We start from the raw sequence: 21040 nt of genomic DNA, 5'->3' as shown, positions 1-21040 counted from the left end.
GGACGCGTAAGTGTGGTCAGCGGCGCACGCGCGATAGGACCCGGGCGGCGACATTGCTGCGAACCGCGAGCTTGCGGCCATAGCGTAATGCCGTAGCGGGCGAGCTCCAGCGCAGCGCCTGGGCTATTCCCGCGCCGTCCTCTCCGGCAGCAAAAAGGTCCTGGGTCAGGCCGACGCGAAGGGAGTGAGTGGACAATGCCTGCACCGCGGCGGTCAACTCGCTGGCGGGGAGACTCACCAATCCCAGTTCGAATGCTGCAAGCGCGACGCGTCGGTAGATGCCGTTGACGCCCTGGCGTGTCAGCGGCGCCGTTCCGATGGAATAGGTCGTTCGGGCGAGCGCCGTTTCAGAATCGCTGGCGCGTACGCGCCGCCGATCGACTCCGACCCTGCGGAACAGGGGGCCTTCCTCGATACCGCTCGCTTCCAGCCAGGCGCCGACCCGCCGCATGGTCTCGGCCGACAGCCATGCCCAGGCGCCTTCGCCTTCCTGGTCGGTCTTGGAGAAGGGGATGAACAGCGTCGCCGAACCATCCTGCTGGGGATCGATATGCACAGCTTCGACCACCGTGAGTTCGCTTACGCGCAGCCCCGCGTCATATCCGAGCGATAGCAGGGCAGCGTCGCGCAGCCCCTGCAGGTCGCCGCCGCAGGCATCGAGAAGCGCAGCGAGGGTGAATCCCTTGGTGACATGGCTGTCCAGTGCCTTGCCGAGCCGCAATGGCGCTGCCTGGCGCTGCAAGGCTCCTCTGCGCCTGCGGACGGCCTTGAGCGCCGCGCGCACCATCGGTGCGTCGGTAGGCGCGGCTTCGCCCGCCAATCCCATCATGCGGTGGACCGTGCCGAGGCTAGCGATCCGGCGCGCGAGCGTCGCGGGCTTCTTGCCCCTGCCATCGAGCGCATTCACATAGCGAACCAGATCTTCGGGATCGGCGGGCAGCGGTGAGCGGCCTTCCTCACCGCACCAGCCGCTCCAGCAGTCGAGATCGGCGGCGATCGCCGCCTTTGTCGCGTCGGCCATGGCCGCCAGCGTCGTCTCGAGTCCGAGTTGGCTGATCGGCGGCAGATCCGCTGGAACGATGCTGGCGATCGTGCGCAGCAGCCGCATGTCGACGGTCTCGGGATCCGCGTTTGGCGATCGCGTCGGCAGCGCGGCATCGTTGGTCCGGACCACCACGATTTCGGCGTCGGAACGGCTGGCGGGTTTTTCGGCCATCGTTGCTACGCGCCCTTGCGCCGGGCATTGTGCTCATGCGGCACAAGGCGCGGCACATTTGTGCCGCGTGATTTCGCTGCCATTTTCGCGATCGTCATTTTGGCCCTTCCCTGCTGTTTCCGCGCACTTGTTCTTACCATAACGATCAATTATGGTAAGTGACAGATCGCGCGGGGAGGGCGGTTTTTGGGGCTGTTTTACAAGCTTTTCCGATAATGCTGATCAGAGCGCGATATCGACGCGCGTGCAGGACGGTCACGATGCCCGACGGATCCATCCGACAGAAACGCCAAAAGACATAGTGATGCTCATGGCGGCCGAAAAAGCCCTCGACCCCGAATTCTGCCGGAATGGCGCGCCATCGCGTTTCGCGCCTAGCGATCCGATCGAAGCAGTCGAAGAGGCCGCGAATGTAGGCATCCGCCTTGGGCCTCGCCCCAGCGGTCGCGTACAGGCATAAATTTCGCCCAGCCGCCCTCCGGCGCATTGAATGCCTGCGTAAGCTCTGCCTTGAGGCGACCAAACTGCTCGGCTTGAGCCGTTCCTTGTCCCGGCGGATGAGGTCGCGGACATATTCGCTGACATTTTCGTAGGAGCCTTCGGCGCCGACATGTGCCATGACGAAATCGCCTAGTGCGCCCCTGATCCGAACATTGAGCGTAACAGGCTTGCTCATGGCGATAACCTCCTGTTTGATATTCTGGACAGGATCAAGGGCAGACTAAGCAATGCTGGGTGCCTCCGCTGCTTCCCGCCCTTCGTCAGAAAATTCTGGAAACTTTCATACATTGGAAGTATCGGGAATTTCATGTCCTCCCTGGCGCAACAGATCACGGCAGCGGGTCTGGCCGATCATATCCTCAGCGAACGCCAGCTCGGCAATCTGCTGGGCGGCGGAGACGCCCGGCGCTACGGCCTGGTCAATCGGGCGCTCAAGGATGGTTCCCTGCTCCGCGTGAAGCGCGGCACCTACCTGCTGGCTAAGCGCTATCGGGCCGAAACCATCCATCCCTTCGCCATTGCGCAAGGTCTGATGCCGGGTAGCTATGTCTCTTTCGAAAGCGCGCTCGCCCATCATGGCTGGATCCCCGAAGCGGTCTTTGTGACCGCGGGAGTGACGCCTGGCCGCAAAACGCTCCGCTTTGAAACGACAGACTTCGGCACGTTCAGCTTTCATCCGCTCGCTATCGCGGATTATCAGTTCCTGGCCGGCGTCGATCGCGTGCAGATGGGCAAGCTCATCGCCTTCGTCGCACAGCCGCTGCGGGCCTTGTTGGACCTCGTTGCCCTGCGCAAGCAGCAGTGGGCGGGCATCGAGTGGCTGACCCATGGCATGCGGATCGACGAGGACATGCTCCTCGGGCTCCGACGGAAGGATTTCGCCAAGCTGAAACCGGTCTACAAGCACAAGGCCGTGAACAGCTTCCTCGCCGCGCTCGAAAGCACTGTCATGGCCAGGAAGGTCCGCTCAGCACATGATTGACATCATCCAGGAGAAACTGCGCCGCTACGATCCCGCCAATGCGCTAGAGGAAGAGAATGCGGTCAAGGAAATCCTCCAGGAAATCGCGCTCTATGCCCTTTGGCGCGGCGACTTCTTCGACGTCGCGCTATTCCAGGGCGGCACGTCCCTGCGCATCCTGAACAGCCTACCGCGCTTCTCGGAAGATCTCGACTTCCTGCTGCGCCAGGCCGACCCAGACTTCGACTGGACGCCTTATCTCAAGACCCTGATCGAGGTGTTCGGCCAGTTCGGGCTGAAGCTCGATGCTCTGCCCAGGGCGAAGATGGACACGGCTATCCGCCAGGCGCTGATCAAGAACGATTCCATCGCGAGCCAACTCGACCTGTCTTTTGCGGGCGCTGGTAAGCCAAAGACGATCCGGATCAAGCTAGAGATCGACGTCAACCCACCTGCGGGTTCGGGCGAGGCGTCCAGCTATCTCGATTTTCCAGCGGACCACGAAGTTCGGCACCAGGATCTGCCGTCCAATTTCGCTCTCAAGATTCATGCCTTGCTATGCCGGGGTTTCCTCAAGGGTCGGGACTGGTTCGATTTCTCCTGGTATGTCGCCAAGGGAGTAACGCTCAATCTGGCCCTCCTGCGCAATGCCCTCATCCAGGCCGGTCCCTGGGCGGGAGATAATCACATCGCCGTCGACATGCCCTGGCTGAACGAAGCGCTGGGCAGCACGATTGCGAAGATCGACTGGAAGGCCGCCGCTGACGACGTGCGGCGTTTCCTGCGGCCGGCCGAACTCAGGTCGCTTGATCTGTGGAGTGAGCGCTTTTTCCTCGCCAAACTGGAAAAACTGACGTCGACTTCTGGTCACGCTTGAGCGGCAAACCTCCAGCGCTATCATGACACCGCCGCGCGAGGCTGGCCGTGCATTCCGCGAATGTAGAAGTCTCGCTGATGCTCACTCGTGGCGACGTTGGGATGCAGCGCGGCCCGGACGGCGGGCGTTATCGTATAGACCGCATGTCGCTGCGCCCCGCGGTTCTCATGATCCACCAGGAAACCCTGATAGTGGCGTTCGATAAGACCCGCCCGCACCAGCTCGGACACGGCCCGGCTGATCGCCGTCATGCCCGTATCCCGAATGCGCTCGCTGACTTGCGCTTCCACGATCCGTTCAGCTTCAGCCGTGTCGGCCGGCAGCTCGCCCTTCGCGGCGAGCGCCGCCCGCACCTTGCCGGCGGTCGCGCGACGCTGATGGTACCGCGCCCCGCTCGGCGCGATCGCGGTCGCCAGCCATTCACGGATCGGTACCAGAGCCTCGCCATCGCGCACGAGCGGCCCGGCCTGCCCATTCGCCCGGGCGACCCGCGAAATAAGGTCGAGCACCATGAAGGTGTAGCGCGGACGCGCTGAATGTTCGGCGATCGTGCGGACGATATCGGGTATTCCGATTGTCCGGCGGGCGGGCGGAGGTGCGAAAAGGTCCTGCTGAAACATGGAACGAATCAAGCACAAAGTTAGACTCATGTGAATCCCCCAATTACTCACAAAGACGGTCATTTGGCGATTTTGCCACCAGTGTCACTTTACCGCTGGGCAAGGTAAAGTGACGTAGTTGTCATTGTTCGGCGCTTCCCTCTCTCACGCGCGGATGAAGCTGTGCTAGAGCGTGGCGATGGATCTGGACCAGTTTCGCTCCTCCGCTGCCTCCATAGCCGCGCCGGTCGCTCGCCCATTGTTCCGGCTCACAACGGATCTCGACCTGCCGCCGCTGCCCGGGCATGCGGCCGCATCCTCGCGCCACTCCATGGCGAACCTGCTGGAGGAACTCATCGACGCTGCGGGCTGCAATGAAATTCCAGCCCCCGCCCGCGCACCCGATCAGCCCTCTATCGTTGACCTGTTCGGAGCGTTGAAGACGGCCGCTGCCGGCTTCGAAGTGGCTCCCGGCGTGGGCCTTGCCGAACACTTCTGGACGCACCCGGTCGCTCTACATAATGGCGAGGCCGCCGCCTCCCTTCTGCGCACCGCACGCAACGGGCATTCCATACACGGTTTCGCCGTCCTCTATGCCACCGATGTCCGGCCGCCATTGCTCTATGGCCCCAATATGTCGCCGCTGCGTGTGACAGGAACGATCGGCACCGAAAGCGACATCGAGGGTCCTTACCTCGCGCTCGTTGCCTTCGAAGGCGAGCCGGACGGTCGCGCCGCAGCGATCGAAGCGTACGCAGCCCCGATCTTCCATGCTCGACGGTTCATCCTCGTTCGTTCGGAACTCGATCGGGATGTGCTCCGCGCTCTCGAGCATCTTCAAGCGGCGCTGGATGCCCACGGCGTCGAATGTGCGATCCACCGCGTCCGACCGGGTGCAGACGACGAACGAACCCTGATTGAATTGGTCATCTCGAACGCGGTAGGTGGCCGGCGCATGCGGCTGGCGATCGATGCGACGCGTGAGGCCACGCGGTGCCAGGCCGAGCGTACATCTCCCGGGTTCGTGGTAACGCACCGGAACTGGAGGGACGGCAGCTTCATCGCTTGGCTCGCGCAAACGGTAATAGCTGACGGTCGAACAATCCCCGCAATTGCATAACCAGGCCCATCGCGAGAGGCAGGCTCGCGTCACTATCCTCGCTACCCCATCGCGATGCGGTTCCGTCTCCGCCTGCAGCGGGTTCAATATCCGCTTTTTCGTGGAAGCCAGCGCGGTTCGATCAGAGGTACCGCCAACGTGCGATCAGGCTCTTGAATCGAACTTTGGCCTCACTAGCTCTGCAATACCGGACGCCATCCGGGTCCGGATGGACATAGAGGGCGTCGGCTCTCGCATACCGACGCTTCTCATGCCCAAATTGCTTCGTTGGAGGATTTGGAAATGAGAACCAACTTCGACTTTACGCCGTACAGGCGATCAACGGTCGGCTTTGACCGTCTTTTCAACCTGCTTGAGGCGGGAGCACGCGAGGACGACGGCTATCCGCTCTTCGATATTGTGAAGCTTGGCGATGACAGCTTCCGCATCACCTTGGCGATCGCAGGGTTCAGACCCGACGACATCGAGATCGTGGCGCAGCAGAACCAGCTCACCGTGACCGGCAAGCGCGCCGATGATGCGGACAAGGGAGAGTATCTCCACCGAGGCATCGCGTCTCGATCGTTCGAGCGACGCTTCCAGCTTGCCGACTTCATCGAGGTCGGAGCGGCGAGCTTCGAACATGGACTGCTCTCGATCGAACTCCGGCGTGTCGTTCCTGAAGCAATGAAGCCGCGCCGAATCGAAATCGGCGGCGGAGCCCCGGACGGTCGCCAAATCGGCGAGGCGAAGGAGAAGGCGAGCGAAGTTGCCTGATCCCGCCGCCGGCCTGCCGGCGCCGCTTTCGTCCCTCCCGCCAGCGGCGGCCGGCAGGTGCCGGCAGGTATCGACAGGATCCAGCCAGAAAGGAGATGCTTATCATGGCTTTTCGTGATCTCATTCCCTGGAGCCGGCAGGAAAACCGGCTGCCTGTCTCGGTCAGCGCCGAACAGGACCGGGACACTCATCCGCTGCAATCGCTTCACCGCGAGGTGAACCGTCTCTTCGACGACGTCTTGCGTGGCTTCAACATGCCCGCCTTTGCCGGGTTTGATCGGCGCGCCGGCTGGCCTCACCTAGAGCTCGGCGAGACGGACAAGGAAATCCGTGTAACGGCCGAACTTCCCGGCCTGGATGAGAAGAATGTGGAGGTGCTGGTCGAGGACGGCGCGCTCACTCTTCGCGGCGAGAAGAAGGCCGAGGTCGAGGACAAGGACCGCGGCTATTCTGAACGAAGCTATGGCCGCTTCGAACGTCGGATCAGCCTTCCGAACGGTGTCGAACACGACAGGGCGAGCGCAACGTTCAAGAACGGCGTCCTGACTGTGACAGTGCCACGCTCCGATAAGCCCGACGAGAGTGTGCGCCGAATTCCGATCAATGGCGGTGCGGCGTCATGAGATAGGCCGGGGGCGCTCTGCTCCCGGCCACCGGCGCTCCGAAGCTCCTGCCCCGGAATTTCAGGAAGCACCATGAGCCAATTTCTCGATTAGCGGGCGGAAACGGGTCTGGTTACCAGACCGTCACCTGGCTTCACGGTCCTGGCGGTGCGCTGCCAGGTCGAGGGCGGTGAGAACACGGTCGATCACTGCTGCTTTGCTCGCGGCCTTTGGAAGTTCGCGAACGGCGAATTGCTGCATCTTCGTCAGATCGTCTCTGGGAATGCTAATCTCGATCGGTAGCATGCCCAACCGTTCGGGATCGACACCCTGTGCGGCTCGGCCCGATGCAAGCAGATGATCGAGCAGCCGCTTACGATCGGCAAAAGTCCAGCGCAGCGCCTCGAGCTCCTGCGGACTGATGGATAGCAACGCGATCGCGAACTCCATGATATCGTCGAACGGCAGGCGCACGCGCGCACCATCCTTGCGGCCGCGTCGCATCCGCTTGAACACCCCTTGATTCACTGAATCGAAATCACGCCGTCGACGGCGTTCCATTCCGTAGGGCGTATCAGCCCTTCATGGGCTATGCGCACAGAATGGAGCGCCGCCTCGATCTCGCGACGCCAGTGGTCGAGAAAATCGAACAGCACGGGAAAGTCTGGAGCGAGATCATATTCCTGCCAGACGAATAGCTGGAGAAGCGAAGGCGCGTCCGGACGATAATAGTGGATTTCCGCAGTCGTCAGGCCATAGCCGCTCAGCTGCGCAATAAATCCCCGGTCGATCACGGCGACGGCTGCGGCCGCTCATGGCCCTGATCAAGCGTGTGCATCGCCGCAAGAATTTCGTCGACTGGGATGGGACGCCTTGCTCCAGGGGGCTTGCGCAAGCCAGGCTGGTTTCTGACCGCGGACCTGTCGGACGCCCAGGACGCCAGAATTGCGCGCTTCACTTCCGGTTCCAGGCTCGGATGCCGGGCAACTTCAAAGGGATGAAGAAAACGGGAAAATGGTTGCGACATTGCTGTGCCTCCTTTCCTTCTCGTCGCTCCATTGTTGTTCGTGGCGCCACGTCCACCGCTGCAAATCTTGGTGCGCGCGTGAGTCGCGTCAAGAGGGCATTCGCGATGACCAAGGCACTGAAATCAGGGCAATTGGCACTCACTCGCGCAGAGTGCCAATATTTTTCGTTGCACCCCTTGAACGGAAAAATCTCCTTTCCTAGCTTCGGAAAGCCTGTCGTTCAGATGAACGAGAGGGCCATCACATATTGTTTTGCATCCGGAGGTTATGCATGCATTTCCGCCCCTTGCACGACCGTGTGGTCGTCCGCCGCATTGAAGCCGAGGAAAAAACCTCGGGCGGCATCATCATCCCCGACACCGCCAAGGAAAAGCCGCAGGAAGGCGAAGTCGTCGCCGTCGGTCTCGGCGCGCGCGATGACAACGGCAATCTCATCGAACTCGCCGTGAAAGCCGGCGACCGGGTCCTTTTCGGCAAATGGTCGGGGACCGAGGTCAAGATCGACGGCGAGGACCTGCTCATCATGAAGGAAAGCGACATCCTCGGCGTGATCGACAATGTCGTCCCGCTCAAGCAGGCGGCCTAGCAGGACCGCCATTCCTCAAGCATTCAGGAAGGAACAAGGAAAGGAGTTAAGCCAAGATGGCTGCCAAGGAAGTGAAATTTGCGTCGGACGCGCGTGATCGCATGCTGCGCGGCGTGGATACGCTTGCGAATGCAGTAAAGGTCACGCTCGGTCCCAAGGGCCGCAATGTCGTGATCGAGAAGAGCTTCGGCGCTCCGCGCATTACCAAGGACGGCGTCACCGTCGCCAAGGAGATCGAGCTCAAGGACAAGTTCGAGAACATGGGCGCGCAGATGCTGCGCGAAGTGGCCTCGAAGCAGAACGACAAGGCGGGTGACGGAACCACCACGGCCACTGTGCTCGCCCAGTCGATCGTGCGCGAGGGCTCGAAGGCGGTGGCCGCCGGCATGAACCCGATGGACCTGAAGCGCGGCATCGATCTGGCGGTCGGCGCCGTGGTCCAGGATCTCGCTGCGCATGCCAAGAAGGTCAGCGCCAACAGCGAGATCGCCCAGGTCGCCACCATATCGGCCAATGGCGATGCTGAAGTCGGCCGCATTCTCGCTGAAGCCATGGAGAAGGTCGGCAATGAGGGCGTCATCACAGTCGAGGAGGCGAAGAGCCTCGCGACCGAGCTCGAAACGGTCGAGGGCATGCAGTTCGATCGCGGCTATCTCTCGCCCTATTTCGTGACCAACGCCGAGAAGCTCAAGGTCGAGCTCGAGGACCCCTATATTCTCATCCACGAGAAGAAGCTGTCCAACCTGCAGGCCCTCATTCCGCTGCTGGAGCAGGTGGTTCAGTCGGGCCGGCCGCTTCTCATTATCGCCGAGGACGTCGAAGGCGAGGCGCTGGCCACGCTCGTCGTCAACAAGCTCCGCGGTGGGCTCAAGGTCGCGGCCGTCAAGGCGCCTGGCTTCGGCGATCGCCGCAAAGCGATGCTCGAGGATATCGCAATCCTCACCGCCGGCAATGTGGTCAGCGAGGAACTCGGCACGAAGCTGGAAAACGTAACGCTGGGGATGCTCGGCCGCGCCAAGAAGATCATCATCGACAAGGACAACACCACCGTCGTCGATGGCGCAGGCGCACGCTCGGACATCGATGCCCGGGTCGCGCAGATCCGTGCTCAGATCGAGACCACGACCAGCGACTATGACCGCGAAAAGCTGCAGGAGCGCGTAGCCAAGCTAGCAGGCGGCGTCGCGGTCATTCGCGTCGGCGGTGCGACCGAAGTCGAGGTCAAGGAAAAGAAGGATCGTGTCGATGACGCGCTCCACGCCACTCGCGCCGCGGTCGAGGAAGGCATCCTGCCGGGCGGCGGCATCGCTCTGCTCCGCGCGCTGAAGGCACTCGACGGTCTCAAGGCGGCCAACGACGACCAGCAGTCCGGCATCGACATCGTCAGGCGGGCTCTGCGCTCGCCGGCGCGGCAGATCGCCGACAATGCGGGCGAGGACGGCGCCTTCATCGTGGGCAAGCTTCTGGAAAGCAGCGACTACAACTGGGGCTTCAACGCCGCCACCGGCGAATATGAAGACCTGGTGAAGTCGGGCGTCATCGATCCGGCCAAGGTCGTGCGTACCGCCCTCCAGGACGCCGCCTCGGTCGCCTCGCTGCTCATCACTACCGAGGCGCTCGTGGCCGAGCTTCCAAAGGAAGATAAGGCCGCGCCGATGCCGGCGATGGATTACTGACCTCCTGGGCGGGAGGGCATGGCCTTCCCGCCCTTGCTCGCACATCTCTCGAATGCAAGCGGGCCTGCTACATCGACTATCTCCCATTTCTGACCGGACCGGAATCAGGGTAGCTTCGGTCGAGAAATTTCGTAGGATGGTGCTGGCAGGAGATCAGAATGCACGAGTTTATCGACAGTTCGGACGACGTGCTCGCCCTCGCAGTCTCAGGCAAGATCACCGGCTCGGATCTTGACGCGATCATGACCCGATTGGACAGCGCGATGGCGCGACACGAAAAGGTGCATATGTTCGTTGAGACGCGGACGATCGACGGCATCGAATTGTCGGGCTTGCCCGCTTACACCGCCCGGGCAATGCCCCTCTTCGGGAAGCTCAACCGCTTCGGACGCGTTGCCATCGTTGCAGATCAGGCCTGGATTCGCTTGGCCAGCCGCCTTGAAAGCGCAATTCTCCCGTTCATCAGCTACCGCGTGTTCGAGCCCGATCAGCGCGCCGAGGCACTCGCCTGGGTTGACCCTGCGAAGACGCAAAGCGGGGCCTGAACACGAGCTGCAGCACTGAGATCGGCCGCTTGGTCCACGATCCCTGCTATCTTGACGCGGGGCGATCAAGCACCGGACATCCCCTCGCAGCCTCGCGATGGATCGCGGCAACCATGGCATTTTGGCGGTCGCTTCTCTCCCGCTGAAAGCGGTCAACCGCCGCTTGCCGCGCCCGAGCCTCATCAACTGTGAGATCCGTCTTTCCCAGATCCGGCAATTCGCTTCCGGCTTTCGCGCTCTGCGCGCGATACCATTGAACGAATTCCTGGGTGAGCTCGGGCGAAAACGCCCCGCCGTGCCGCTCGGCATAAGCAGCCTCCGCTTCGATCGCAGAGGCCATATCCCGGAGTTTCATCGCCGCCGCCTGTGCCTTGGCGGCGCACTCCCGTGGTGGCAGCGCACTCTCCTTTGCCGTCGCAAGGCCACCTTGGGCCAGGAGGGCGCTACCGGCAATGACAACTGCCATCCATTTCATCTCGAACCCCCTCCGCGCAACCTTGCGTTTGACCATTCCTAATCGGGCAAAGCGGCGCGCCGTATGGCCGTTCGGACAGTGCCGCCCCTTGTGAACAAAGATTGAACATGCTAGTGAACTTCCTGGGAGTTCACCATGCGAACCGTGAAATTCGACATCGAAACCTATAATAGGACCAAGGCTTCGGGCACGCCGGTCTGCACGCATGTTGACGAGGAATATTGCGAAATAGGGACGGCTGTCGATCACGATGGCAATCCTACGCTCGGCGGTCGCATCGGCTATGCATTGGCCTATCTGCTCATGGCTGGCTGCGTCGGCTATTTCGTCCTGTTCGTCTAAAGCTCCTCATTCTCGCAGCTTGGGATCATGGAAGAAGCCATGGTCCCTGCCCCGGTTTACCTCGCTTTGAACATCGACCGCGCCTTGGATGCGTTGACCGCGCATGGATTGGGCAGCCTCACGCGTCAGGTCGATATCCGCCCTGCCCTCTTCGATTATGTCCGCTGCCGTCGATGACTGGCCGCCTCCGGGACCGGCCGGCACTCCGGCTAGCCCGCGAGGCTGGTAGGCCGCCCGAACGTCGGCAGCGCTATCGACGGAGGGATGGTGCACATCGACGAGATCGGGCGCATGGAGCCTGCCCTCGATCTCGGACCGGATCGACGCCTGCTTTTCGTCCATCCAGCGCGTGATCATCTCCTGCCGAACCGCTCGCTGCTGATCGGTCAAGTCGGTCGCCCAGAGCTCCGGCGCGTCGAGCCCCGGATTTGCGACCTGCTGGTGGCGATACCATTGGGCGAGATCCTGACTCAGGTTCTCGCTCAATTGCATTCCATGCGTCTCCGCATAGCTCGCGTCGCGCGAGAGCTGCTGCGACAGCTCATCGAGCCGTCGCGCGGTTTCCGAATAGGATTTCGCCAGAGCCAGGGAATCTTCGGTGCTGACCGACGACGAATCCGTCCTTGAGCCACGGGCGAAGACACCGCTCCGAGCATAGGTGCCTTCCGACGTCGAAGCGCCGCTACCGTTCGCATGCTCGTCACGAACCCCGCTTGACGAGGTGTTGCCGCTCTCACTGCTCCGAGAATCGTCCGTCGTCCAATTCATGGTGTCCATCTGGCTACCCGACTTGGACACATTGATTCCGAGCCCCGGCAGCCCGCGCCCACCCGAGCCTCCGTTGCCGCCACCGCGGCGGCCGCCAAGGCCGGCCGAAAGTGCTCCACCGATCTGATCGGATATCTGCGCTTGGCGATCGTGCCGCCCCGAAACGCGCTCGCTTTGCGAAATCGTCGATCGCTCTTCCAGGCCCTGGGTACTGCTGCCCGTGCGCCGATCGAACTGCTCTACAGAGGCATTCGCCTGATTGCCGCTGCTCGATTCCCAACCCCGCGTATGCTCGGTTGAGCTTCCGAACGTGCTGCGGTTCGCATGGGTCGCGGTCAGAATCTCGTTGGCGGCATTCTCATAGGCACGCGCCTGGCGATGCGCCTCGCTGGCCATTTCGCGCCATTCAGCGACCGATCCCGATGTCATCGTCGGCGTGAACCCAAGGCGCGAGATGGCCGCGGATGTATCATATACCTCCTGGCCGTTGCCGAACCCCGTCACCATGGCGCCATTGTCCTGACGCCACCCGAAGCTGGCGCCGCCGCCCATATAGGTGGGCGCCGTCGACCATTGATCGGCCTGCCGCATGTTCGACGTGGCATTCGCCCAGCTCACGTTGCCATACGAATAGTTGCCGGTCGTCTGTTCCAGCGCCGCCGCTTCCGCAGCGTTCTGCGCCGGCGCGAGCATGGACATGGAATGCCCGGCAATCGACATCGCGCCGCGCGCGAGGCCTGCCGCGAGAAAGGGCACGCTCATAAGCATGAAGCCAGCGATCGTGGCGGTCTCGCCATTCACCGCCCCGATCCCCGCATAGCTTGCGAGCGTAACGCCGCCTTCCGCGACGCCTGTCGCTGCCGACGTCGCCCGCGTCATGCAGATCATGTGAAGGATGACGTAAAGCGGCCCCCATGCGGCGAGATAGAAGAACCCTGTCACATAGCCCTTCAGCGTCGAGACGCCCGTCTGAGGCATCAGGAAGAGCGGGAAAACGACCGGGAACATGGCGAAGAAGACCACCGTCAGCACGATGTTCAAAATCGGAACCCATGCCATCGCCTGCTGAGCGATCGAATTATAGGTGTTGCGCGCCTGAATGTCGGCACGGGTCTGCGCGAAGGTGTCGATCTCTGCGGCGCCCGTCCCGCCGGACATCGAATTTCGGGCCTGCATGAAAGCATTGATTGCTGTGTTCTGGCGCATCACCTCAGCAAAGTTGTTGCTCGTGCCCGTGAAGGCCGCACTGACGATGGGAACGTCGTGTTTGAGCTTGTCCGCCGCCAGAGCGTTGCTGAGCTTGGGATAGACCTCCTTGCCCCAAAGAGGCGCGTTGGCCTCGATCATTGGACCCCATTGCGCGTCGAGCGCCTGGTACGCCTGCCGGCAAGTGATGATGAAGCTGTTAACCGTTCCGTCACCTTGTCGCTCAAGCCATTGCTGCGATCGGGCTTCCGAGCCCGGCCCGACCGCAGCCCAGAGATCGGGCGCCTTCGCAAGATTGGTCAGCGACTTCTGATAAAGCATCACATCGCCGAACAGGCAGTTCTTGAAATGGTTTTCGAGGTTGGTCGAGAACTCCGCATCGCGAATGATGAAGTTGCGCGTCGCATCGAACAGTCGCGCGCCATACACCATGCCGTTCGTCGAGTAGTTGAGCTCGCTCGGCATGACGAAGACGGTCTCGGCCGTCCGCGTCAGCCAATCGCCCACCTGTGTCGTGAAGCTCGCAAGCACCCCCAATCCCATCGGTACATTGTCGACCGTCGATGGCGTCAGGCCCGGGTTGATGCGATCCGTTACCTTGATGTCCACCGTCGGGACCATCAGGCAAAGATAAATGGCCGTCGCTTGCAGGAACCAGTTCAGCCACGCCTTATAGTTGAGCGTGAAGGCCACCACGAGCAGCGAATAGATGAGGCCCATGACCATGACGACGCGGATGAGCGAGCGATAGCCACCGCCTCCCGACCACGCCGCGACTGCGTTGAAGATGTTTACGAGATACTCGCCGCCACCAACCGTGAAGACCTCAAGCATCGGTCTGCCCCCGCGCCTAGTTCAGACCCTGTGCGTTGAGGCCGCGCGAAAAGTTCAGCGCGGCCGCCATACCGGGCGTCATGGAATTCTGGAGCGTCGATTCCAGCATAATGCTTCGGTTGATGATCTGCATCGTCACCTGGAGCTTGTTGTTCAGCCGGACGTCCCGTTGGCTGAATTTCGCCCGGGTAGACGCGATTTGCTGTTTCCACTGCGTCGCGGTCTCTTGATCGAAGGTCTGATAATGAACCTTCGCCTGCTCGACCCGGTCGAGCATATTGTCGAGCATCGCCGAAAGCAGGTCGACGGCGACGATCTCGGACAGCGTCTCGATCTCGCCTTCCGTCAACGCATAATGCGCATAGGCCTGAACTCCCAGGATCTTATAGATCGGAACCGTGGCGAGGTTGAGGAGCTGCTTCTCGGCGGCGTCCAGCGGAGTATCGGAGCGGATCTTGTCGCTCATCGACCTGATCATCGTGGCGATCCGCGGCCGCAGCGCGGACGAAGCGGGGACGGAGAGCGTCTGCTCCCCCACATCGTAGCAATTCTCGTCGTTGCACTTCAGTATCTTGACGGGCGGCGCGTCGGCCGTGCCATCGAGCAACGCAGTGACGACCGCTTCTTCGGCAGGTCCGAACATCACGACCTTCCCGCCCACGCTCGGATCGGTCGACGGCGTGGTCACGACCGTTCCCACCAGCGTCATGATATATTCGGAGAATGTCTTGTCGAATGCGCCGAACTTCGCCGATTTCTTAAGGGCCTCCCATGTGTAGTTATGCGGTTCTCCGACCAGCTGGTCTTTCATCGACGCGTCTGTGTTTCCCGCGATGGTCGAATCCCGCCTGTTGCCGTTGTTGCAACCCTGGCGGGCTGCCGCCCAGTCCGAGAATACGCCCTGGCTGTTGCCGACGGCTTCGCAGATCGTCGCGCGCGTGGTCTCCATCTGCGGCCAGATTCCGCCGACCAGCGCCTGCGCCGTCTCGCAGCTCGAGATGTTCATCTGATTGAGGAGCTGCGCCTTCTGGCTGAACTCGTCCATCACCTTGCCGATCTCCGGCGAAACAGAATCGATGGCGAGCTTGAAGGCAAAGCCGAGCGCATTGTTGGCGGTCGCCTTCAGCATCGCGATGATCTCGCTGGCATTGATGAAGGAGAAGCTCCCACTGAAGAGGTCGATACCTCCACATCCCGCACGCGCGCTCGGAAGCTGAAGATTGAACGGCTGGACGCTTTTCTGCGGGAAGCGGGTCCAGACATTACCCAGCGAGTAATAGCCCGCCGATTGACCCTGAAACGCCGATGGGCCGGTGACGTTCGCCGCGCCGCCCACGTCCGAAAAGAAGCTGTTCATCTCGGAGGCGACGTCGGCCCGGGCGGTCCCGGTGCACGCGAGATTGGCCATAGCCAATATTCCCGCCCAGGCAGCGGACGAGCGAAGCACACGGCCGATCAAGCCGCGACGGCGAACCTGTTCCATCAGAAGTCGCTCCCCACCTTGGTGTTCGTCAGCGCGAAAATGCGATCCATGATCTCGTCGGCGCTGAGAATCCCATATCCCACCGGAATCGTGCGTTTGGTGACGGTGTCGAACAGTACGAGCGCCGGCGTCTCGTTACCCGGGACGCCCATGCGCGCGCGCTGGCCCGCATCGACGACATAATTTGGAAAATCGCGGCTCGGCCCGCCGTCCATCGAAACCGCCATCACCGCCATGCCGTGACTGTCGGCCACCGATCGCAGGATCGGTGAAAACAGGTCGCATGCGCCGCAGCTCTGCGCATAAAAGTAGAAGAGCCCGTAGCGTTGGCTAAGGTTCGCCATAACCGCATCGCGATCGGCGCGCCGGTTATCGAGCCAGGCTCGCTTGCCCACCGTCGAAACAGGCCGCTGCAGCGTGTAGTCGAGATCGGGGTTCTGCCACAGCGCGCGCTGCCAGGTGTCTGAGAAGGTCGAAGCACGGTCGAGCTGCTCGCGCTGAAATCGGACGTAAGCGATGACATTTTCCTCGGTCGGATCGAGGATCGCCCGTGCCTTGAGCTCGTCGAGCTGGCGGGTGATGGCGGACATGCGCTCGACCGCGCTCGACGGGACCGGGACGGCTTGCTTCTCCGGCTCCGTCGCTCGCGGCTTGCTGCAATAGAACCATTGACCGAGCCTGCGTTCTGCACAGTAAAAGTCATCGCCGGCATCGGCCCGCTCGACGCCATCCGACGCTCCATCGCGCGGCTGGGCCGCCGCGGGAACAGCCAGGCCAGCGAGCGAAAGCGCCAGAAGCGGCGCCGCCATGATTGGATGCATGGACAAACTTCCTTTCTGATAGATGCTCTCACCCACGAGCCTCATGCGCGGGAGGGAACGGGAAAGGTCGGCCGCGGCGGAGACGTCCGTAGGCGCCGCGCCGGTCGATTCCACCGAAACGCTGCGCATCGCGTCCTTGACCATGCTATTTGCCGTGCAGGTCATAGTACCCCTGAATTTTCAGCTGGATCTGGGTCATCGTCTCGACTTCGTCCGGAAGCCGCGCGGCATCGACGAACTCGGCATAGACCTCGGTGAAATCCATGAGGGAAAGGTCGAGCCTGGCGAATTCCTCGATCGTAAAGCCAAGGCACTGCTCCTTCTTGGGAGCGCCCCAGGGCTTGCTGAGCTGAATTCGTCCCTGCTCCTGCAGGATGCGGCTGAGCTTGCTTTCAAAGCAGCAATAGGCCGTTCGCCGGGTCTTGCAGATTCCGAGAAAGCTCGACGAACAGTAAGTGCCGACCTTGTGGCAGAAGCCCATACGATCCTTGATGTCGAGCTTCATCTCGTCCTGAGAGCATGCGAAGAGCGCGAGGAACGGCGTGGCGAGGGCCGCGATCGCGCCTGGGCCGCCGGCAAGCGCGGCTGCGCCCGCGCCCACGCTCAACAAGCCGGACACCTTGCCGGCACAGCAGTTGATCAGCCCGAATACCGGCTTGTGGCAGGTCTCTCGCGTGCCCTGGAAAACCGTGAAGTTGTTCTCGTCGAACTCCTTGCCGGCCTGGTCGATGGAGTGAAGAGCGACCAGCGCATCCTTGAACTCGGTCGACGCCTCGCGCACGATCGGCTCGCAGTCGCCATTGATGCAATAGACGTCGTCTCCGCAGATATATTGCGGTGCATCGGTCACCGCGCTGCCGGGTGTCGGGCAGCGGTAGACCCGCTCCTCAACCTTGCAGGCGCCATCCCGCTCCTCGTCGAGGCATTCGGTGCGCAGAAAGGAGCAGCTTCCGTTCGCTTCTAGATCGCCGCAATCGTTTGCCGGCGTGAAGCGATGACACACATAGTCGCGTTTCCACGCCCAGCAGGCTTGCGTCACCGGAACGCCGTCGATGATCCGCGTTTCAGGTCCTTCCGTGCAAACATCCCCGCCAGGCTGCAACGAACACATCTCATCGCCGGCAAGACTGCCGCAGCTGTCGACCCTTCTTGTTACGACAGTGCTCGTGCTGCCCTTTGCATGCCACGACGCCCCGGTGAGCGGGCTGACGCTGAGCGCGACCGGCAAATCCGCCGTGCATTCATATTCCGTCGCATAATAATCATCGCAATATTTGTTGTCAGGCCAGGGCCAGCCATAGTCGCGATGGGCAGCGCAGGCCTGTTTCCGAACGCCTGTCGGCTTGCAGACTCCTGAGGAAATATGAGGGGCAATGGCGGCATAGCGCGCGAACGGGGTTCCATATGCGCTGTCGGGCACCACATAGTATTTGTAGCTATCGACGGTTTGCACCTCGGGCACCATGCGGATGGTGCAGGTCTCGGGCCTGTCCTCGACCTTGGTGCCGCTGTTGCAGGTCGCCTCGTAATAGCCCTCAGATCCTGAGCCCGGCGGGAGCGGGACGCACGAGCCGGAGCTGCCCCCCATGCTCTCCCCGGCGAGGTAGGCCGATGGATCATTCTCGACGGTCGTGGCGCGAGCGGTTGTCTCGAGGATCTCGGAATTGCTGAACGTCGGCCGTGTCCGGTCCGCGTCCGTGGTGATGCGATACTGCTCGTTCGACGCCTTTGTCGCCGCGGCTTCCGCTTCCATTCTTTCCGGATCGTCGAAATAGGCGCCTTGCGGCAGCGCCGTGCCGCCATAGCCCGGCACCGCTTCCGCGCGGGCATTGTCGGTCGGCACCAGCGTCGTATCCTGCCGTTTCTCATTGGCGAGCGAGCGCCCTTCCTGGCGGGCCTCCTCGACCGACATCTGGGCAGAAGCGGGGGAGGCGGCGGCAAGACCCGCGATAAGCAGCATCAGCGAGAAGCGGACGCTCACGGCAACGCTCTCCTTAGATTGGAGAGACCCACCGCCGCCACGCGCGCGCCCGGACCGTTGCCCTCGGCGAACGACGACAGCGCATATTCGACGGTCACATTGCCGATCATCCGGTCGTGAGGCGGGACCTTGGTTCGGCATGAAAAGCCGGCGCAAAGGTCGAAATCCGATGAGACCGCGACGTAGGTCGGCACCGCCTGTACGTCGAAGGCGCGGAACAGTCTCGGGTCGATGCCGATGTTGGCGAAATCGTCCTCCCGGTCGACGATCTTGCCCAGAGCCTGCGAGAACTCCTTCATCGAATTGTTCGGAAAGCCGCGGAAAACGACGACGCCCCCTGCCCTCGCCGTGTCCTCGATAAGCTGGCGAAGCGCCTTGGGGGGCATCGAGAGGCTGGCGAACGCGATGAGCTGCGGCGCCTCCCCGCCGCCGACTTTGGCGTTCGTCGCAGCACCCTGCACGATTTCATCGAAGTCGACAGCCCCTGCAGGTCCTTTCGGCAGATCCGTCGCCGCGACGCGCCGCATGTTTTCCATGCCGCTGTCACGAACGGTAACCGCCTCTTCCCGAAACGCGTCACCGCGGTCCTTGATCTGATCGACGAACGCCTCGGCATCCGCCTGAAGGTCCGCCGATCGCTTCTTGATGGCCTGAACATCGATGCCATCGACGGTCTGGGCCAGGAGAGCGGTCATGCTGGCGGCTGCGACGAGGCCAACGGCGCCCAAGATGAGAAGTCGCATCGCTCCCTCCTTCACAGCACGCAGCAGTTGCGCTTGCGCCAGACCAGATAGCCCATGTCCTCGCCCCCCGCGGGATAGGCACGACCGGCATCCGGCGGCATTGTCGAAGCTCCGATCGCCGAGCAGGCGAAGCGCCCGCTCACCGTCGGAATCGGATTGGTCATCTGAAACCGGTACTGCTGTTTGCGCATGACTGGCATGAGGTACTTCTTGCACAGCCCTTCCGAGCCCATCGTGCCCCAGGCGAGCGCCTGCCGGTGCATCTTGTAGGCAAAGCGCGACAATGCGAGCCGCGAGGACTGGACATGGCCGATCGACGCCGGGATGTTCCCGTTCAGGGGATACATGGACCCCTGACAACCTGCGCACCAGAATAGCTGGTCGAGCGGCAGGTTCACCGTGCCGGCGACGCAGTCGCCCGCACAGGCTGCCTTGGCGAGCGGATTTGCGAAAATGATCGCTTCGGGGTTGATGAGCGCCGCAAGCGAGTCATCCTGCCAGAGCGGATCGACCTCGGTCATATAGGCGATGTCGAAGCTCGCCTGCTCGAAGCAGACGAAATCCGTAAGGATCTCCATCCAGTAGAGCAGCGGATAGACATACCAATGCACATGCCATTTGGCCGTGCTCTGCGACCTGCCGCCGACCATCGAAGGGCCGGCCAGATAGCCCTGACCGATATCGAAGCCCGGAGCGATGCGCACTCCGCCAAGATTGGGAAAACACCAGGGCTTCATGGTGACGTCCGCCAGGCGGGCAGGCTCCCAGAAGCCCACGGAAATGCCGATGCGCGGTAGAGGATCTGCACAGGCGCATATGGGAGACGCCGGGTTCTTCGTGTCGGGTCGGCCGCTCGGCCAGATCTTCAATCCGCCCACCGACAGCGGAAACAGGCATGACCAGCAGACGTCGGTAATCGGGTTGACGAACTTCCCATTGCAGGTGGGACCGGCAGCCTCGGCGCGTGGCGCCAGCATGATGGCGAACAGGACGACGAGAAACGTGCCGAAAATCGGTCGAAGTCCGCGCATCATTCTCTCTCCGCCAGTTGATCGAGATACGCCGCGTCGGCGCGCCGCTTCGCCCGAAGGTAAAGGACCGTGACCACGAGCGCTGTGGCGAGCAGCACGGCGATCAAACAGGGCGCGGCTCGGCCGATGCGACCGCGCAGCTGGTCGAGAAGAGTCACTGCGCCGGCCAGGGTGACGCAGAGAGCGAGCCAGGACAGGCGCATGGTCCTTAGCCTCGCCGTCTCGGGCGCCGCCATCGGCGTTCGGAGCATGTCGAGCCACAGCGCCATCAGCCGGACTTCCCTGGCTTCAGCACGATCTCGGAAACGCGCATCGTCCTGCCGTTTTGGCTGACCACCGCAGGCGTATGCTCGATCCCGAACGTTGCAGTGAGCTTGCCTTCCTGGTCGAAATAGAAGCGCCGCTTCTTCGCCGTCATCGCATCGATCGGCGAACCGTTGACGAAGATGATCTTGGCCTTGAGATCCGTATAGCGCGAGGTCGCCCACGCGAGTTGCGTCGCATCGTCGCCGTCGACGAAGACGAGGTCCTGCTTTATCTCGACGAAATCGAGCGGATTGATGCGATGACCGGCACCCGCAATCAGATTACCCTTCTGGTCCCGAATGTCGCGCTCGATCGCGATGGTCGGATCATAATCCCAGCTTCGCGCCATGCGCGCCGGAGTGATCCCGTCGACAGGCTTGGGCCGGCGAACTCTCTGTTCGACCCTTCTGGCAAACTGCTCGTTCATGCGGGCAAGCTCGCCGCTGCCCTCCGCCCGCCGCAGCCGCGCCTCGATCGTCGCCAGCAGATCCGGCTCGATGATGGGAAAGACCTGGCCGACATGGCCATAATCCCTGGCTTCGCCAGGGATAGGGCCGATGAGGAGCATGGCCGCCGCGAATGA

The 21040-nt window shown here is 62.2% G+C and carries 23 protein-coding genes and 1 pseudogene; 10 read left to right on the top strand and 14 right to left on the bottom strand.

Features of this window, described 5'->3' with window-relative positions; translation table 11 throughout:
- Positions 1-16 precede the first annotated feature (16 nt).
- Both K663_RS21085 and K663_RS23590 read right to left on the bottom strand, forming a co-directional pair.
- Complete coding sequence (locus K663_RS21085; protein WP_020818477.1) at positions 17-1216, bottom strand: tyrosine-type recombinase/integrase; 1200 nt, start codon at positions 1214-1216, stop codon at positions 17-19.
- 374 nt (positions 1217-1590) lie between these two features.
- A pseudogene (locus K663_RS23590) lies at positions 1591-1892 on the bottom strand (ribbon-helix-helix domain-containing protein).
- 132 nt (positions 1893-2024) lie between these two features.
- Between K663_RS23590 and K663_RS21075 the strand changes: the two are divergent.
- Both K663_RS21075 and K663_RS21070 read left to right on the top strand, forming a co-directional pair.
- The gene (locus tag K663_RS21075) at positions 2025-2699 is read left to right on the top strand and encodes a type IV toxin-antitoxin system AbiEi family antitoxin domain-containing protein (protein WP_020818478.1); all 675 of its coding nucleotides are present in this window, start codon (positions 2025-2027) and stop codon (positions 2697-2699) included.
- Positions 2692-3555, top strand: coding sequence for a nucleotidyl transferase AbiEii/AbiGii toxin family protein (locus tag K663_RS21070; RefSeq protein ID WP_020818479.1), 864 nt, complete (start codon positions 2692-2694; stop codon positions 3553-3555). The genes K663_RS21075 and K663_RS21070 overlap by 8 nt, the downstream gene beginning before the upstream one ends.
- Before the next feature lie 20 nt (positions 3556-3575).
- Here K663_RS21070 and K663_RS21065 read toward each other — a convergent pair whose 3' ends face one another.
- On the bottom strand, positions 3576-4175 hold the full coding sequence (locus tag K663_RS21065) for a hypothetical protein (protein WP_020818480.1): 600 nt from the start codon (positions 4173-4175) through the stop codon (positions 3576-3578).
- A 178-nt stretch (positions 4176-4353) separates the two neighbouring features.
- Here K663_RS21065 and K663_RS21060 point away from each other — a divergent pair, with 178 nt between their 5' ends.
- The 3 genes from K663_RS21060 to K663_RS21050 all read left to right on the top strand — a co-directional run bounded on the left by K663_RS21060 (position 4354) and on the right by K663_RS21050 (position 6653).
- Positions 4354-5274: a hypothetical protein gene (locus K663_RS21060; protein WP_020818481.1), complete on the top strand. Its 921-nt coding sequence runs from the start codon at positions 4354-4356 to the stop codon at positions 5272-5274.
- A gap of 282 nt (positions 5275-5556) precedes the next feature.
- Positions 5557-6030 (top strand): Hsp20 family protein, encoded by a 474-nt coding sequence (locus tag K663_RS21055; RefSeq protein ID WP_020818482.1) that lies wholly within the window; start codon positions 5557-5559, stop codon positions 6028-6030.
- Between the two features lie 104 nt (positions 6031-6134).
- Positions 6135-6653, top strand: a complete 519-nt coding sequence (locus K663_RS21050) for an Hsp20/alpha crystallin family protein (protein ID WP_025160432.1) — start codon at positions 6135-6137, stop codon at positions 6651-6653.
- Between the two features lie 123 nt (positions 6654-6776).
- Here the strand turns inward: K663_RS21050 and K663_RS21045 are convergent, their stop codons facing one another.
- From K663_RS21045 to K663_RS24990, 3 genes are read right to left on the bottom strand one after another with little or no spacing between them, the layout of a single operon-like run.
- Positions 6777-7106 (bottom strand): hypothetical protein, encoded by a 330-nt coding sequence (locus tag K663_RS21045; protein ID WP_235589630.1) that lies wholly within the window; start codon positions 7104-7106, stop codon positions 6777-6779.
- A gap of 50 nt (positions 7107-7156) precedes the next feature.
- Positions 7157-7426 carry an usg protein gene (locus K663_RS21040; RefSeq protein ID WP_062121835.1) on the bottom strand — a complete coding sequence of 90 codons (270 nt, stop codon included), beginning with the start codon at positions 7424-7426 and terminating at the stop codon, positions 7157-7159.
- Positions 7423-7659 carry a hypothetical protein gene (locus K663_RS24990; RefSeq protein WP_021224284.1) on the bottom strand — a complete coding sequence of 79 codons (237 nt, stop codon included), beginning with the start codon at positions 7657-7659 and terminating at the stop codon, positions 7423-7425. The genes K663_RS21040 and K663_RS24990 overlap by 4 nt, the downstream gene beginning before the upstream one ends.
- A 272-nt stretch (positions 7660-7931) precedes the next feature.
- On the opposite strand from K663_RS24990, the gene groES reads away from it, so the two are divergent.
- The 5 genes from groES (at position 7932) to K663_RS21010 (ending at position 11284) form a co-directional block, all read left to right on the top strand.
- Positions 7932-8246 (top strand): co-chaperone GroES, encoded by a 315-nt coding sequence (groES, locus tag K663_RS21030; RefSeq protein WP_020818486.1) that lies wholly within the window; start codon positions 7932-7934, stop codon positions 8244-8246.
- Between the two features lie 56 nt (positions 8247-8302).
- A complete protein-coding gene (gene groL, locus K663_RS21025; protein WP_020818487.1) occupies positions 8303-9922 on the top strand; it encodes a chaperonin GroEL in 1620 nt (539 codons plus the stop codon).
- 158 nt (positions 9923-10080) lie between these two features.
- A complete protein-coding gene (locus tag K663_RS21020; protein WP_020818488.1) occupies positions 10081-10467 on the top strand; it encodes an STAS/SEC14 domain-containing protein in 387 nt (128 codons plus the stop codon).
- Positions 10468-10564: 97 nt separating this feature from the next.
- Positions 10565-10984, top strand: coding sequence for a hypothetical protein (locus tag K663_RS24080; protein ID WP_139375815.1), 420 nt, complete (start codon positions 10565-10567; stop codon positions 10982-10984).
- Between the two features lie 93 nt (positions 10985-11077).
- Entirely contained in the window at positions 11078-11284 is a 207-nt protein-coding gene (locus K663_RS21010) for a hypothetical protein (protein ID WP_020818490.1), read from the top strand.
- A 6-nt stretch (positions 11285-11290) separates the two neighbouring features.
- On the opposite strand, the gene K663_RS21005 is transcribed toward K663_RS21010, so the two are convergent.
- From K663_RS21005 to traW, 8 genes are all read right to left on the bottom strand, one after another.
- Positions 11291-14092 (bottom strand): conjugal transfer protein TraG N-terminal domain-containing protein, encoded by a 2802-nt coding sequence (locus tag K663_RS21005; RefSeq protein ID WP_020818491.1) that lies wholly within the window; start codon positions 14090-14092, stop codon positions 11291-11293.
- A 16-nt stretch (positions 14093-14108) separates the two neighbouring features.
- Entirely contained in the window at positions 14109-15575 is a 1467-nt protein-coding gene (locus K663_RS21000) for a conjugal transfer protein TraH (protein WP_020818492.1), read from the bottom strand.
- Positions 15575-16396 (bottom strand): conjugal transfer protein TraF, encoded by an 822-nt coding sequence (locus K663_RS20995; protein WP_025160430.1) that lies wholly within the window; start codon positions 16394-16396, stop codon positions 15575-15577. Before K663_RS20995 ends, K663_RS21000 begins: the two co-directional genes overlap by 1 nt.
- Positions 16397-16541: 145 nt before the next feature.
- Positions 16542-18356, bottom strand: coding sequence for a conjugal transfer protein TraN (locus K663_RS20990; protein WP_029986356.1), 1815 nt, complete (start codon positions 18354-18356; stop codon positions 16542-16544).
- A 17-nt stretch (positions 18357-18373) separates the two neighbouring features.
- Positions 18374-19120, bottom strand: a complete 747-nt coding sequence (trbC, locus tag K663_RS20985) for a type-F conjugative transfer system pilin assembly protein TrbC (protein ID WP_020818495.1) — start codon at positions 19118-19120, stop codon at positions 18374-18376.
- Positions 19121-19131: 11 nt separating this feature from the next.
- Positions 19132-20154 (bottom strand): conjugal transfer pilus assembly protein TraU, encoded by a 1023-nt coding sequence (gene traU / locus K663_RS20980; protein ID WP_020818496.1) that lies wholly within the window; start codon positions 20152-20154, stop codon positions 19132-19134.
- Entirely contained in the window at positions 20151-20420 is a 270-nt protein-coding gene (locus tag K663_RS20975; protein WP_020818497.1) for a hypothetical protein, read from the bottom strand. The genes traU and K663_RS20975 overlap by 4 nt, the downstream gene beginning before the upstream one ends.
- Positions 20420-21025, bottom strand: coding sequence for a type-F conjugative transfer system protein TraW (traW, locus tag K663_RS20970; protein WP_021223066.1), 606 nt, complete (start codon positions 21023-21025; stop codon positions 20420-20422). The genes K663_RS20975 and traW overlap by 1 nt, the downstream gene beginning before the upstream one ends.
- Between the last annotated feature and the right edge of the window lie 15 nt (positions 21026-21040).

The organism is Sphingobium sp. MI1205, from assembly GCF_001563285.1.
Lineage (GTDB): Bacteria > Pseudomonadota > Alphaproteobacteria > Sphingomonadales > Sphingomonadaceae > Sphingobium.
Note: the sequence above shows the minus strand (reverse complement) of the source record. Positions and strands in the feature narration are given on the sequence as shown.